Origin of the sequence: Nocardiopsis alba DSM 43377 (assembly GCF_000341225.1) — a bacterium.
GTDB lineage: Bacteria > Actinomycetota > Actinomycetes > Streptosporangiales > Streptosporangiaceae > Nocardiopsis > Nocardiopsis alba.
This window is the reverse complement of the sequence record NZ_ANAC01000019.1, coordinates 1-15,175: the sequence shown is the minus strand read 5'-3', so window position 1 is coordinate 15,175 and position 15,175 is coordinate 1. Positions and strand designations below refer to the sequence as shown.

General features: G+C 70.4%; 10 protein-coding genes. 4 read left to right on the top strand and 6 right to left on the bottom strand.

Translation table 11 applies throughout. The features are described from left to right. Nucleotides 1-7 precede the first annotated feature (7 nt). Entirely contained in the window at nucleotides 8-2,233 is a 2,226-nt protein-coding gene (locus D451_RS0119600) for an MMPL family transporter (RefSeq protein WP_014911184.1), read from the bottom strand. Nucleotides 2,234-2,371: 138 nt separating this feature from the next. Here D451_RS0119600 and D451_RS0119595 point away from each other — a divergent pair, with 138 nt between their 5' ends. Together D451_RS0119595 and D451_RS28675 are read left to right on the top strand one after the other, a co-directional pair. Then, nucleotides 2,372-3,163, top strand: a complete 792-nt coding sequence (locus tag D451_RS0119595; RefSeq protein WP_017535674.1) for a TetR/AcrR family transcriptional regulator — start codon at nucleotides 2,372-2,374, stop codon at nucleotides 3,161-3,163. A gap of 544 nt (nucleotides 3,164-3,707) precedes the next feature. Beyond that, the gene (locus tag D451_RS28675) at nucleotides 3,708-4,535 is read left to right on the top strand and encodes a neutral zinc metallopeptidase (RefSeq protein ID WP_017535673.1); all 828 of its coding nucleotides are present in this window, start codon (nucleotides 3,708-3,710) and stop codon (nucleotides 4,533-4,535) included. A gap of 7 nt (nucleotides 4,536-4,542) precedes the next feature. Here D451_RS28675 and D451_RS0119585 read toward each other — a convergent pair whose 3' ends face one another. The 4 genes from D451_RS0119585 to D451_RS0119570 all read right to left on the bottom strand — a co-directional run bounded on the left by D451_RS0119585 (nucleotide 4,543) and on the right by D451_RS0119570 (nucleotide 10,374). Further along, entirely contained in the window at nucleotides 4,543-5,961 is a 1,419-nt protein-coding gene (locus tag D451_RS0119585; RefSeq protein ID WP_017535672.1) for an FAD-dependent oxidoreductase, read from the bottom strand. 55 nt (nucleotides 5,962-6,016) lie between these two features. Next, a complete protein-coding gene (gene dxs / locus D451_RS0119580) occupies nucleotides 6,017-7,945 on the bottom strand; it encodes a 1-deoxy-D-xylulose-5-phosphate synthase (RefSeq protein WP_026125198.1) in 1,929 nt (642 codons plus the stop codon). 360 nt (nucleotides 7,946-8,305) lie between these two features. Then, nucleotides 8,306-9,076: a sulfite exporter TauE/SafE family protein gene (locus tag D451_RS0119575; RefSeq protein WP_017535671.1), complete on the bottom strand. Its 771-nt coding sequence runs from the start codon at nucleotides 9,074-9,076 to the stop codon at nucleotides 8,306-8,308. A gap of 38 nt (nucleotides 9,077-9,114) precedes the next feature. Further along, on the bottom strand, nucleotides 9,115-10,374 hold the full coding sequence (locus D451_RS0119570; protein ID WP_017535670.1) for a styrene monooxygenase/indole monooxygenase family protein: 1,260 nt from the start codon (nucleotides 10,372-10,374) through the stop codon (nucleotides 9,115-9,117). A 461-nt stretch (nucleotides 10,375-10,835) separates the two neighbouring features. Between D451_RS0119570 and D451_RS0119565 the strand changes: the two genes are divergently transcribed. Continuing rightward, nucleotides 10,836-11,432 (top strand): uridine kinase family protein, encoded by a 597-nt coding sequence (locus tag D451_RS0119565; RefSeq protein WP_017535669.1) that lies wholly within the window; start codon nucleotides 10,836-10,838, stop codon nucleotides 11,430-11,432. Nucleotides 11,433-11,675: 243 nt separating this feature from the next. Further along, on the top strand, nucleotides 11,676-13,187 hold the full coding sequence (locus D451_RS0119560; protein ID WP_017535668.1) for an AbgT family transporter: 1,512 nt from the start codon (nucleotides 11,676-11,678) through the stop codon (nucleotides 13,185-13,187). Nucleotides 13,188-13,253: 66 nt separating this feature from the next. On the opposite strand, the gene D451_RS26695 is transcribed toward D451_RS0119560, so the two are convergent. Further along, a partial coding sequence (locus D451_RS26695) for a serine/threonine protein kinase (RefSeq protein WP_017535667.1) occupies nucleotides 13,254-15,175 on the bottom strand: 1,922 nt, incomplete at its 5' end.

The following is a 15,175-nucleotide window of genomic DNA, read 5'->3' as shown; positions in this document are numbered from 1 at the left end:
CGGGAGGTCACACCCCCGAGGTCATCCGCTCGCGCTCACGTTCCCGTTCCGGAAGCGCGTCGGAGGGCTCGTCGTCCCCGCCCTCGGAGATACCGATCCGGTCGTGCAGCCATCGCAGTGGACGGGGCAGCCACCAGTTCCAGTCACCCAGGAGCCTCATCGTGGCGGGGACCATCACCGCCCGGACCAGGGTGGCGTCCACCAGGACCGCGATCGCCAGACCCACGCCGATGATCTTCAGGAAGAGCAGACCCGAGGTCCCCATCGCCAGGAGCACCACGCCCAGCAGGAGCGCGGCGCTGGTGATGATCCGCCCGGTGCGCTGCAATCCCAGGGCCACCGACCTCGTGTTGTCCCCGCTGCGCAGGTACTCCTCGCGCACCCGGCTGAGCAGGAACAGTTCGTAGTCCATGGCCAGCCCGAAGGAGACGATCGTGATGAGGACCAGGTAGGTGGGGTCGATGGTGCCGACCGCCTCGAAGCCCAGCAGGGCGGAGAAGTGCCCCTCCTGGAAGCCCCACACCACCACGCCCAGGGAGGCGCTCAGGGACAGCGCGCCCATGAGCACCGCCTTGATCGGCAGGACGAGAGAGCCGAAGGCGAGGAAGAGCAGCGCCAGCGTGGAGCCGACGATGAACGCGACGGTCTTGGGGGCGTTGTCGACGATGGCGTCCAGGTTGTCCCACTGCATCGCGGCCACACCGCCCACGAGGGTCTCCTCCGCCCCCTCCGGCCCCGGTTCGGCGCGCACGTCGCGCACGAGTTCCTGGACCTCGGGATCGTCGGTGGCTCCCTGGTAGACCACCTCCACGTGGGCGATGTCCTCGCCCGTGCGCTCCAGGCCGGAGCGCACGGTGCCGGGCAGCGCGTCCAGGCGTTCGACGTACTCCTCCAGCGCCGCCTCGTCGGGGTCGCCGACGACGGCCACGTGCAGCCGGCCGACCTCTCCGGCGGGGAAGTCCTCCCCCAGAGCCTCGGTGCCGATCCGGGCCGGAGCGTCGACGGGGAGGTAGCGCTGATCGGTGGAGCCCAGGTTGGTCGCGGTGAGTCCGGCCCCGAAGGCCACCAGCACGCAGGCGACCGCCACCAGGGAGACGGCCGGTCCTCGCATGACGGCGCGGGCCAGGCGGGCCCAGGCCCCGGCGTTCTCGTCGACGATCCCGGTGACGGTGCGGCGCGGCAGTGGCAGCCTGAACCGGTCGATCCGATGGCCGACCACCGACATCAGCGCGGGCAGGAAGACCAGGGCGGCGATGAGGTCGAAGACGACGACGGCGATCCCGCCCCAGCCGATGGACTTCAGGATGGGCTGAGGGAAGAAGAGCAGGCCGGCGAAGGCGATGCCGACGGTGATCCCGGAGAAGGCGACGGTCCGCCCGGCGGTGTCCACGGTGCGCCGCACCGCGTCGGCGATCGCGCGCCCCTTGTTCAGCTCCTCGCGGAAACGGCTGACCATGAACAGGCCGTAGTCGATGGCCAGTCCCAGCCCCAGGAGGGTGGCCACGTTGATGGCGAAGACGGAGACCTCGGTGACCTGGGTGAGCAGGCGCAGGACCGTGAGGGAGCCCAGGATGGCCAGCCCGCCGACGGCGAGGGGGATCAGGCCGGCGACCAGGCCGCCGAAGATCAGGACGAGGAGGAAGAGCAGGAGGGGCAGGGTGACGAGTTCGGCGCGGACGATGTCGCTCTCCGCCGTCTCGGACAGCTCGTGTTCGACCGCGATGGAGCCGCCCAGGTGGGTTTCGAGGGGGCCGGACTCCAGGACCTCGGCGACCTCGTCGAACTGCTCGAGGCGCTCGTCGTGGGTCCGTCCACTAAGGGTGATCGGGACGTAGGTGGCGTGCATGTCCTCGGAGACGAGGATGCCGCGCTCGATCTCCTCCAGGTCCTCGTCGAGGTAGAGGTCGCGGTCGGCCACGGAGTCCTCGGGGAGGGCGTCGACGACGCGTCGGACCGCCTGGGCGAAGGTGGGGTTGTCCACCTTCATCTCGTCGCTGCGGAAGACGGCGATGACGTCGATGTCGGTGTGGCCGAGCTCCTCTTGGAGGACGTCCATGGCCCGTGAGGACTCCGAGCCCGGATCCTCGAAACCGCTCTGTCCCACGTCCTTGAAGACGCCGAGCCCCCACACCAGGGAGAAGACCGTGAACAGGACCGTCAGGGCCAGGATCCACCGTCTCCCCCGGTGCGCGCCGAGTCCCAGCCGGCCGAAGAACCCCGTGTTCGTCGACATACACGCCCCTTCGAGCGAACATCCATCATGTTGGTTAACGGTGTTCACTAAAGCGTGCGCCCATTACGCTGTCAATGTCGTCGGCGGGCACCGAACAGTGCCGACGCCACGGAGTCGAGACGGGATGTACCTCTGAAGATGACGAAACCGCCGGTCACCAGCGACCCGAAGACAGCGGGCGCGCCCAGCCGTCGCGAGCGAGTGAGGGAGGCCACACTCGGCGAGATCAAGGGGATCGCCCGCCGACACCTCGTGGAGCACGGGGTCGCCGGCGTCTCCCTGCGCGCGGTCGCGCGCGAGATGGGCATGACCGCCCCGGGCCTGTACCGCTACGTCTCGGGGATCGACGCCCTCCTGGTGGCCATCACCGCCGACATGTTCGACGAGCTCGCCGAGGCCGTCGCCTCCGCCGACGCCTCAGCCCCGCCCCAGGACACCGAACTGCGGCTGCACCGGGCGTTGCGGGCCCTGCGCGCGTGGGCGATCGCCCACCCGGCGGAGTTCTCCGTCATGTTCGGCCCGCGCTCGCGTCTGGACCCCGACGCCGACATCACCCCGGCGTTGGAGGCGGGCAGCCGGTTCGGCTCCACCTTCTTCGCCCTGTTCGAGCGCCTCCTCCAGGAGAAGGACATCCCCTTCCCCGCGGAGGAGGAGATCGACCCCGATCTGCGCGTGGAGTTGAACAGTTTCGCCGACACCGTGGGTCTGGCCGTCCACGACGTCCCCGTGGGGGCCGCCCTGGTGTTGACCACCTGCTGGGTCCGCGTCTACGGCGTGGTGTGCATGGAGGTCTTCCAACACCTCGACTTCGTGATGCGCGACATGGAACCGCTCTTCGAGTCCGAGCTTCAGAACATGATGACGGGCCTGGGTGTGCGCTACCGGCCGGTGGAGGAGGGCGAGGGGACGAGCACTCGCACGGCCGGTTGACCCCATACTGGGGATAAGCGGCACTCGCCGGATTCGTGGGTACGAAACCGACATGCCCTATCCCTGTTGGAGCGACGACGAGGACGGCACTGTGGACGACCGAACCGGTGACACGGCCGCCCAGGGCCCCCTTCCCGGCCCGGACCGGCACGGCGACCACCCCGCCCCGCCCTCTCCGGCGATCTCTCGCGCCCAGGGAGACACACCCACCCCCGAGGCCACATGGGCGCCCACCGACCCCGCCACGGCCGTTCCAGGGACGTACGGGCCCCATCGAGGGACTCCGGTCGACCCACGCGCGGTCGCCCCCGCGGGCCCCCCGCCGGCGGGTCCTCCTCCGGCCTTCCCTCCCCCGTTCCACGGAGCGGGCGCCACCCCTGCCCCCGGGTCCGGATACCCGACCGGACCGTACGCCACGTACCCCCACCCCCATCACGCCCCCGCGCCCTGGACGGGGCCGCCGGGCGGAGGCCCCCCTCCGCGGGCCTGGTACGGCCTTCCCGCCCAACGGGACCAGAGCGGAACGATCCTGTTCCTGTCGTGCGTGGCCGCCGTGGTCGCGGTCGTCTCACTCGTCGCCGGGGTGTCGATCGTGGTCGTGGCCCCTCGACAGCCCGACACGCCGAACGGGGTGGACGTGGCCACGGTCAGGAACGACGACCTGCGCGCGCGCCCGAACCGGGTCGACGTCGACCTGGTCGACCATCCTCTCTACGGCGTCGCCATGCCCCCGCCCGTCGACTGCGCTCTCCCTCCTCTGGACGTCGACTCCGACGCGTCCTGGGAGGCCTTCGCCTCCGAGGCGGGGACCTGCCTGAACGAGCTGTGGATCCCGGTGATGGACGAACTGCGACTGTTCCCCGACCTGCCCGAGATCACGGTGACCGAGGAGGCCTTGGACACCGACACCGAGGACGCCTTCACCCTGGCCTACTACGAGAGCGACCGGGGGCTGATCACCGTCGTCCTGCCCAACGTGCGCGAGGTGTCGGAGTTCGTTCCCGAGGACGAACAGGAGATCGTGTGGCTCGCCCTGATGGGCCACGAGTACGCCCACCACGTCCAGCACGCCACCGGCATCCTGAACGTCTCCCACGAGCTGCGTCGGACCGCCGGGAGCCAGGCCGACGAGTTGGAGACCCTGCGCCGCACCGAACTCCAGGCCGAGTGCATGGCCGGGGTCGGACTGCGCGGCCTGACCGACCCCGACGGTGACGCGCTGGACGTGGTCAACCGCCACTTCAACGAGGGAGGCGACCTGGACACCCACGGGAGCGCCGCCAACCGCGACCACTGGTTGCGGGCCGGTTGGGAGGGCACGACCGTGGCCGGGTGCAACACCTACGACGCCCCCGTGGAACGGGTCGCCTGAGCGGGGCTCAGTCCTCGCCGAGCGCCCTGCGGTGGGCCTCCCAACCGCCCAGCTTGACGCGTTCGCCGCGCTCCAGTTCGGCGGCCAGGCGTCCCTCGGCCTCGTCGATGCGCAACCAGCCCTCGTAGTCCCCCACGGTCAGGCCCCGGTCGGCCAGGACCTCGGTCAACTCGACCGGCTCGGGCAGGGCCGAACGCAACGCGTCGGCGTCGGAGAGCAGCGAGCGCACCGTCCCCGCGGCGTCGGACTTGTTGGTGCCGATCACCCCCGTCGCACCACGCTTGATCCATCCCGCGACGTAGTCCCCCGGGACGGCGTCTCCATGCTCGTCCAGGACCCGACCGTCCCGCTGCGGGACCGTACGACCGTTCTCGTCGAAGGGGACCCCGCTCAGGGGGACGCCGGCGTAGCCGACCGAGCGCAGCACCATTCCGACGTCCAGCACGGTGTGCTCCCCGGTGCCCTCCAGCCGGCCCTGGTCGTCCAGACGGGTGCGCTCCACCCGCAGGCCGCTCACCCGGTCCTCGCCGAGGACCTCCTCCGGGCGGGACCAGAAATGGAACTCGACCCGGCGGGGCCTGCCCTCCGGCGTACGTTCGGCGCACTCGCGCAGCAGTTTGAGGTTGGTCCGCGCGGCGCGCGAGACCGAGCGCGTGGCCGGGTCGCCGGTGCCGACCCGCGCCGGGTCGATGTCGACCTGTTCGGGACGGACCACCACGTCCACGCCGGGGAGCTCCAGCAGATCGCGCAGCTCCGGCGCGGTGAACTTGGCCTGGAGAGGGCCGCGACGGGCCAGAACGTGGACGGTGCGCACCCGACTCCGGGCCAGCACGTCCAGGACGGGCTGGGGGATGTCGGTGTGGCGGAGCTCGTCTGCGGTCTTGACCAGGATGCGGGCGACGTCGAGGGCGACGTTGCCCGCGCCGACCACGGCGACCTCCTCCGCGTCCAGCACGAACCGCTCCACCGCGCTGTCGGGGTGTCCGCAGTACCAGTTGACGAAGTCGGTCGCGGCCACGCTGCCGGCCAGGTCCTCGCCGGGCACGCCCATACGACGGTCGACGGAGGCCCCGGTCGCGTAGACCACGGCGTGGTGGGAACGGGCCAGGTCGGCACGGGTCAGGTCGGTGCCGAACTCGACCCCGCCGACGAAGTCCACGTCGGGATGTTCGAGGATCCGGCGCAACGCCCGGGCGACGCCCTTGATCTTGGTGTGATCGGGGGCCACGCCGTGGCGCACCAGTCCATAGGGGGTGTAGAGCCGGTCCAGGACGTCGATCCGGACCGGTACCCGACGCTGCCGGGTCAGGGCGTCGGCGGTGTAGACCCCGGCCGGACCGGAGCCGATGACGGCCACCCGGAGCGGGGAGGCCTCCTCCGTGTCGGTCCGGTCCGGTCGCTGCTGCTCGGGTTCGGGAGAGGTCATACGACCATTCTGGCAGCACCGGAGGAACACTCCGGTGCCGCCGTGAAAAGCGTGGTCAGGCCGTCTCGTCGGCCAGTTCCCGCGTGGTCCGGGTGCCCTCGCCGCGACGGGAGACCGTCTCGGTGAGCCGGCGCGACAACTCCTGCGGGGTCAGACCCTGCCGCTGGAGGATCCGGTCGCGCTTGGCGTGGTCCAGGAACTCCTGCTCGATGCCGAAGGTGCGCACGGGCACGTCGACCTCGTGGTCGCGCAGCAGACGGGAGACCGCGTCGCCGACCGCGCCGGTCCGGCCGTTGTCCTCCACCACGGCGACCACCGAGTGCTCGGCGGCCTCGGCCACGAGGGCCTCGTCCAGGGGCTTGACCCAGCGCGGGTCGATGACGGTGACGCCGATGCCCTGGTCGGCCATCCGGTCGGCCACCTCACAGGCGACCTGGGCCATGGTGCCCACGCCCACGATCAGCAGGTCCTTGGACAGGCCGCCGTCGGCGGGCCGACGCAGCAGGTCCATGGTGCCGACCCGACCGATCTCGGGCAGTTCCTCGGCGACGGCGCCCTTGGGGTAGCGCACGACGGTGGGGGCGTCCTCGACCGCCACGGCCTCCCGCAGCAGGGAGCGCAGTCGGGCGGCGTCGCGCGGGGCGGCCAGACGCAGACCGGGAACGACCTGGAGGATGGACAGGTCCCACATGCCGTTGTGGCTGGCGCCGTCGTTACCGGTGACACCGGCGCGGTCCAGACAGAAGGTGACGCCCTGCTTGTGCAGGGCCGCGTCCATGAGCACCTGGTCGAAGCAGCGGTTGAGGAAGGTCGCGTAGACGGCGACCACCGGGTGCAGGCCGTTCATCGCCATACCGGTGGCGGCGGTGGCGGCGTGCTGCTCGGCGATACCGACGTCGAAGGTCCGTTCCGGGTAGACCTCGGCGAACTTGTTCAGACCCGTGGGATGGAGCATCGCGGCGGTGATGCCGACGATGTCCTCGCGCTCGCCGCCCAGCTCGACCATCGTGTCGGCGAAGACGGAGGTCCACTTCTCGACCTTGGGGCCGGGCTTGGCCTTACCCGTGTCGACGTCGAAGGGACCGGGGGCGTGGAACTGGTCCTCGTCGTGGTTCTCGGCCGGGGCGTAGCCCTTGCCCTTCTGGGTGATGACGTGGACGATCGCGGGGCCGCCGAAGTCGCGGGCCCGGCGCAGCGCCTTCTCCAGCGCCTGCTCGTCGTGGCCGTCGATCGGGCCCAGGTACTTCAGCCCCAGGTCCTCGAACATGATCTGCGGCTGGATGGTGTCCTTGATGCCCTTCTTGAGGCCGTGCAGGGCCTCATAGAGGGGCTGGCCGACCACGGGGGTGCGGTTGAGGGTGGTCTTGGCCAGGTCCAGGGCCTGCTCGTAGCCGGGGTTCATCCGGAGCGAGGCCAGGTGGTCGGCGAGACCGCCCTTGGTGGGCGAGTAGGAGCGGCCGTTGTCGTTGACGACGATGACCAGACGCCGGTTCTTCTTCTCGGCGATGTTGTTGAGGGCCTCCCAGGCCATGCCGCCGGTGAGGGCGCCGTCGCCGATGACGGCCACCACGGTCCGGTCGGTGCGGCCCTGGACCTCGTTGGCCTTGGCCATGCCGTCGGCGTAGGACAGGGCGGTCGAGGCGTGGGAGTTCTCGATGAAGTCGTGCTCGGACTCGGCACGGGAGGGGTATCCGGACAGACCGCCCTCGGACTTCAGGTCGGTGAAGTCGTGACGGCCGGTGAGGACCTTGTGCGCGTAGGCCTGGTGACCGGTGTCGAAGAGGATCGGGTCCTTGGGGGAGTCGAAGACCCGGTGCAGGGCGATGGTCAGTTCGACCACGCCGAGACTGGGGCCCAGGTGTCCGCCGGTCTGCGCGCAGGACTCGATCAGGAACTCCCTGATCTCCCGGGCCAGCACAGGGAGCCGGTCGGCCGAAAGCCTTTTGAGAGCTTCCGGATTGTGTATCGACTCGAACAGTGTCACTGTCTCGTCAGTCCCCTCGTCCCGCGTGTCCGCTTACGTTTGCCGTGAACGGCCTCTGACATGGGCCGCACTTGGCCACCGGCAGGTATACATACCCGAGTTTATGGGCCTTCGTCCACGGGTCCCACATGGAACCCCCGAGGCCGAGGCCCCGACGGTATCCGAAGGAAGGCGCCCGTGTCCCCCGGTCGAAGTACCACGAACGTTCCCGTCCACCCACCGGTTTCGGCGTAGATTACTCTCTTTTGCCGTCACCGTTACCGATGGGATGGACCAGAGCGGGACGAACCCTCCCCTACCGGCCCCGATATCGCGCTGTGAGGCTTCGCACCACACGAGCGGCCGGCACCGGGCCGTCTCCTAGCCGAACACGGCCTGCGCGAGGAGACCGAGCGCGGAGAGGGTCACCACCGTCAACAGACCGATCCGCAGGCGGGCCGGATCCACCCAACGCCGGACCCGGTTACCGAGGAAGAAGCCCAGGCCCACGAAGGGGATCGCGACGATCCCCGCGGCGACGGTGCGGGTGTCGATCTGACCGCCCGCCCCCAACGCGACGAGCGAGATCAGCCCGCCGCACAGGAAGAAGGCCGCCAGGGTGGCGCGTACCCTTTCGGGCGGCTCGTTCTGGTAGACCAGCGCCATCGGCGGGCCGCCCACCGAGGTCGCCGTGCCCGCGAACCCCGAGACGAGCCCGGCCGTGACCAGGGAGACCGGGGTGACGCGCACCTTGAAGGCCCACACGGTCAGGATCACGGCGAGCAGCACCATGACCCCGACGAACCCGGCCAGCATGCGGGGTTCGAGCACGGCCACGACCCAGACGGCCAGGACGGTGCCCGGGACCCGGGCCGGCAGCCCCCAGACCAGACCGCGCCAGTCGATGTGACTCCGGTCCTGTACGAGGGTGAGCACCGGCAGGACGATGACGGTGATGAGCAGGGACCCCGGCATGAGCGTGGGATCGAGGAAGGAGATGACCGGCGCGGCCACGAGGCCGAGGCCGAGACCGACCATGCTCTGGACGGCGGCCCCGGCCAGGACCGCGACCGCCGCGACGAGCAGGAAGACCCAAGGGTCGATCTGACCGAACAGGGCATGGTCGGTGGGTGTGAGGAGATCAGCGAACATGAGGAGGCGAGGCTATATCCCGCCCTACCCGATCGGGATCAGGAGATAGGAAGGTGGGACGAACCGGTCGCGCACCGCACCGAATCCACGTACTCCATCGCCCGCTCGGGGTGCAGGAACCAGTCGATGAGCCCGCCCGGATCGCTGAAGGAGTCGGCGAACCGGTCGGCCGTGGGCCGGTGCCGCTCGGCCAGTCGGTACAGCTCCCACACATGGGGCGGACCGGACAGCATCACCCGGCTCCACGCCGTGACCTGACGGGCGTGGTGCCAGTAGGCGGCGAAGGCCGAGCGCATGAACGTCTCATCGAAGGGGCGCCGACCGTGGTCGACGATGGCGCGCCGGTAGACCTCGGCGCACAGCGACGCCATGTTCGCCCCCTGCGCGGTGATGGGGTCGTTGGCGACCACGGAGTCGGCCATGCCCAGGACGACGTTCCCTCCTCGCAGGTGGGCGACGGGTTCGCGCACCGTCGGCGCGTAGCCACCGGACAGGGTCGCCCCGGAATCGGCCGGGCGGGCCTCGGCGAAGCGCTCGTACTCCCAAGGGGCGTGGTGGCGCAGGACGTCCAGGATCCCCGCCAGGATCTCCTCTCCGCTCGCCCCCGCGCCCGGGATCCGGTCGAGCGGGCCGCCCGGCACCGCCTCCACCATCACCGCCTGACAGGGGCCGACCAGGGAGAGGGTGGGCAGGGAGAACACCTCCCCCGCGCCCGGCACGGCGGTCCGGGACAGGACCCCGCCGACCGGATGGGCCTCGGCGCCGGTGACGTAGGCCAGGGACAGGGAGCGCTGCGGCGCCCGGAAGGGGGAACGTCGCTCGTCCCGGGGGAAGATCCGCGCGAGCTCGCCCCGTCCCGCCGCGACCACGACCAGCTCGTAGTCCCACCCCACCGTCGCGAGGTCCTCCACGGACACCCGGTGGCGGAGGAAGCGGCCTCCGCCCTGGACGAACACCCTCAGCCAGGCGGCCAGCTTCAGTCGCTGGTCCACCGACTGCGCCGGCTCCTCCAGGCGGCCCACCCAGTCGACCTCGGGTTCGGGGTCGCCGTCGGGGCGGGCCACCCGGACCCCCACACCGGTGATGGCGGGGGCCCGGTCGTCCCAGAAGGACAGACCGTGGCGGCGTTCACGGCGTAGGGCCGGGCCGAAGAGGCACTGGGTGGACATCACCCGTCCCGTCTCGGTCTCCTCCGGCCCCCTCGGGTCGACCAGGGTGACGTCGTAGTCCTCCGCGAGCAGGCCGATGGCCAGCTGGAGTCCGGACTGTCCGGCTCCGACGACGAGGATCCTGCGCATCTCTCTCCTTAGTACCCCCACCCCGTCGAGCCGCGGCCTCATGTGCCCGGCCCGCGGGTTCCGGGCATGACCGACCGGAGGTCGTCGTGATCGTGTACGACGTCCCCGTGTCGGCCGGTGGCTTTACGGGGCGAAGCTAGCAGCGCCCTCTGAGGCGCGGATTCCGCCCCTGACCTCGGGACTCTCGCCTCTACGGTGGCCGGGACCAAGGACCCGGGACCTCGTGGCGCTCCGCCCGTCTCCCGGTTACGGAGGTCGAGGGCGGCCCTACGCGGTGTTCTCGCAGGTGGAAGGCGCCGCAGGCGCTTCCCGAACCCCGCCGGGCGGAGAACGGGGAACGAACCCGAGGGAACACGGTCCCGACCGGAGGGTGTCCTCGACGCGCACACGGACGTCGTCCGCGAAAAGCGACACGGTTCACACCGGCACCCCGGGCCCATGATGTTCCCTAGGCTTCGGGCATGGAGAAGGTGAGCACCGATCGGGACGGCTGGGCCGTATGGACGGCCGACCTCGTGACCGGAGCGCCCCGCCGGGAGGGCTCGGTCCGGATCGTGGCCGTGGAGGGCCGTTCCGGCTCGGGCAAGAGCACGGTCGCCGAGCGGTTGCGCGCCGCTCTGGTCGCCCGGGGAGAGCCCGCCGCAGTGCTGACCATGGAGGACCTCTATCCGGGGTGGGCGGGGCTGTCCCGGGCCTCGGAGCTGCTCCGGGAGTGGATCCTGCTGCCCTTGGCGGAGGGACGCCCGGTGGTGTGGCGGCGTTACGACTGGGAACGGGGCGGGTTCGGTCCCCCGATCCCGGGGCCTCCCGAGGAGGTGGCCGGGGGCGGCACCCTCGTGGTGGAGGGCTGCGGGTCGGGAACCGGTGTCGTGGGCGACCTGGTGGACGTCCTGCTGTGGGTGGAGGCCCCCACGTCCGAACGCGAGCGCCGGCTGGCCGCCCGTGAGGACTCCGATCTCTACGCGCCCTACCGAGGAATGTGGGCGAGGCAGGAGGAGGACGTCTACGCGGTCGATCCGCCGCGCGACCGGGCGGATCTGGTGGTTCTCAACCGCTGACGTGGGAAGGGATACCCCGAAGAGCCTCCCCCGCTATGGTCACACCATTGACCCGGTCATGGTTCACTGTCACCTGCACCACAAATGCGTTTCGAGACATTTGACCACACACAGGCCACTTGTCGGGTTCCCTCGCGCGTGTCCCGCCCGAGCCCGTTCCCGTGAACCACAAGGCCTCTGGCCTTCTTAGGAAGACCGTTGACCACAACACAGAACGGGTCTCCCAAGACCCCCACCCGCAGGATGCGACTGACCCTCGGCGTCCTCTCCGCCATCGAACGCGTCGGCAACAGGCTGCCCCATCCGTTCTGGCTCTTCGTCATCATGGCGGGCCTGGTCGTCCTGGCCAGCGCCCTGCTCGCCGCCCTGAACGTCTCGGTCGTCTCACCGGCCGACGGCTCGACCATCGCGGTCCGCAGCCTGCTGAGCCCCGAGGGCCTGCACTTCATCGTCGGCGACGCCGTCGCCAACTTCGCGGCCTTCCCACCACTGCCGCTGATCGTCTCGGTCATGATCGGCGTCTCGGTCGCCGAACAGAGCGGCCTGGTCACCGCGGCGCTGCGCGGCAGCGTCACCCGGGTACCCAAGAAGCTGCTGACCTTCGCCGTCGTGCTCACCGGCATCAGCGCCAGCGTCGCCTCCGACGCCGCCTACGTGGTGTTCATCCCCTTGGCCGCCATGGTCTTCAAGGCGGTGGGACGCAGCCCCGTCCTCGGCCTCGTCGTCGGCTTCGGCTCGGTCAGCGCCGGATACAACGCCGCGCTGACCATCACGCTCACCGACGCCCTGATGTCGGGCATCAGTACGAGCGCGGCCCAGATCATCGACCCCGGCTACGTGGTCAACCCGCTGTCGAACTTCTTCTTCACGTTCGTCTCGGCCCTCTTCCTCGCGGTCGTCATCACCCTGCTCACCGAGCTGGTCCTGGTGAAGCTCACCGACAAGGTCCAGGAGGACGGCGACGGCGAGACCGGCGACCTCGGCTCCATGCTCCTCACCGACGAGGAGCGCAAGGGCATGCGCCGCGCCGGCCTCGCGCTCGTGCTCTACCTCGGCGCCCTGGCCGCGATCGTGCTCCCCCCGTCGTCGCCGCTGCGCGGTGAGGACGGCGGCCTCCTCAGCTCCCCGATGCTGACCGGCGTGGCCGTGGTCCTGGCGGTCGGTTTCCTCATCGTCGGCATGGTCTACGGACGTACCGTCGGCACGATCCCCACCATGGCCTCGGTGCCGCCCGCCATGGCCGTCGGGGTCCGGGAGCTGGCCCCCGTCCTGGTGCTGTTCTTCGCCGCGGCCCAGTTCATCGCCTACTTCTCCTGGTCGGGGATGGCCGACGTGATCGCCGTCTCCGGAGCCGACATGCTCGACTCCCTCGGCGTGCACCCGGTGCTGTTCTTCATCGGCTTCCTGCTGCTGGCCACCACCCTGAACATCTTCATCACCAGCGGCTCGGCCCAGTGGGCCCTCATCGCCCCGGTGTTCATCCCGATGTTCATGCTCATGGGCGTCAGCCCCGAGACCACCCAGGCGCTCTACCGGATCGCCGACTCGGCGACCAACATCATCAGCCCGATGAGCGCCTACTTCATCCTGGTCCTCGGGCTGCTTCAGAAGTACCGCAAGGACGCCGGGGTCGGCACGATGATCTCGCTGACCCTGCCGATCAGCATCACGGTGTTCGTGAGCTGGTCGCTGTTCTTCTTCCTCTGGTGGGGGCTGGGCATCCCCCTCGGCCCGGGCACCCCCTACACCTACTAGGGACCGGCCGCCGCACGAACGAGCCCCCTTCCGGAAGAGGTCCGGGGGGGGCTCCTCGCGTTCGGATCAGGCCCCGGTGTGCGGCCGGGAGCAGATCCGGCGCGCCCTCTCCAGGTCCTGATCCATCCTTCGCAAAGCCTGCCCGGTGTGGCGCAACACCGTGGGCAACACGTTCGACCTGCGCCGTTCAGCGCTCCGGACACGGCCGTCCTCGGCCATGCGGACGACCAGCAGGACCATGAACGCGAAGCCCGCGAGGGCCGCGACCGTCAAGAGGAACCCTCCGAGCCCCGGGCTCGGCCCGGCCGCCGCACCAGCGCCGACACCACACGAGGCGATCGCCAGGAGGGGCAGGCACAGCAGAGCCGTGTCGTGCCTGGATCGCCAGGTGTCACGCTCCACCAGGTGTCGCTGCTCCCCCTTGCGCGCCTCGAGTTCCCTGAGCAGTTCACGGCGTTGTCCGGTCATGGAGACGATGACCCCCAGCACACCGTAGACGGCGGCGGCGCTTCCGGCGCGGTCCGCGCCGGAGGTCGCCTCCACACGTGACCACAGAGCCCGGATCCACGCTCCGGTCTCGGGGCCGGCCCCGGCCCCGGGATCGGGGGCGAGCACGGTCTCGGGACGTAGGAGGAACACCAGGGCCAACGCCGGATCGACCCGGGCCGGAACATCCCGCCAACCGTCCAGGTTCTCGATGAGTTCCCGTTGAAAGTCCAGTCCCGCGCGTTCCGCGCGTTCGACGTCACGTGCCAACGAGGCGAGGTGGGCGGAGTCCCCTCCCCCGTGCCGGGACATTTGGAACAGGACCTGTGGCCGGGCCGTCATGATCAGTTCGTTGGCCCGAGGGGCCCCGCTGACCAGGGGTGTCGGATCGTGGAAGAGCGCCGCCAGCCCCTTGATCGAGGCGTCGTGACCGCGGAACCTCGGCGGCAGCTCCGGGGCCGCCTCGGCGATGAAGGTGGCCAGGGCGAGGTTGACGTCGCGTACCTCACGGCGGAACAGGGCCCGGTCGACCCTGGTGTCGCCCAGGTCGTGCATCACCCAGGAGCCCAGGGCCGCGAACTCCTCGGGGTCGGCGAAGACCCGCAGGGCCTCGCCCCAGTTCCCCTGGAAGGCCGCCGCCAGCTCCTCGATACCGACAAAGCGGGTCCCGCCGAAATGGTAGGGCGGCACCCCGCCCCGAGGGCCGCTCGAGGCTCCCCACGCCCCCGAATCGGCCCTTCCCTCCCCATGCGGGGGCCGCGGGGTCGACCGTTCCTCCCTGGGCGGCGGGGTCCGGTGTCCTCCGGACGGGGGAGGCGGGGACATATGCGCCGCCTCCGGCCCGGCCACCGGGTCGGGCCGCTCCATCCGGGTATAGGACAGGGTCGGGTCCGGCCGGGGCGCCCCCTCCGTCTTCGTGGGCGCGACACCGCTCGGCACCGAGCCCGCGACCAGGTGTCCGAGCAGGTCCCGGGCCTGCGGTCGTGCCTTGGGATTCTTGCTCAGGCAGGCCAGGATCGTCTCCAGGAGTGACCCGGACAGGTCGCCGGTGTCCGGTTCCCCGGACAGGATCCGGGTGATCCGGGAGGCCTGGGTGGGGCCGGGGAAGGCCTCCCGCCCGGTCGCCGCGAAGACCATCACGGCGGCCCAGGAGAACACGTCGACCGGGGCTCCGATCCGCATACCCTCCAACTGTTCCGGAGCCATGTAGCCGACCGTTCCGACGATCCCGCTCGCGGTGACGGAGGTGGACTCCACCGCTCGGGCGATCCCGAAATCGATCACCCGGGGCCCGTCCGGCGCCAACATGATGTTGTCCGGCTTCAGATCACGGTGCACCACGCCCGCCGCGTGGATCGCCGCCAACGCCGTCGCCGACGACACCGCCAGACGCTGAAGGTCCGCTCCGGTGCGGGGTCCGTCCTCGGTGACCGCCTGTTGAAGGGTGGGACCGTCGATGAACTCGGTGGCGATCCAGGGCTGCTCCGCCTCGGGGTCGGCGT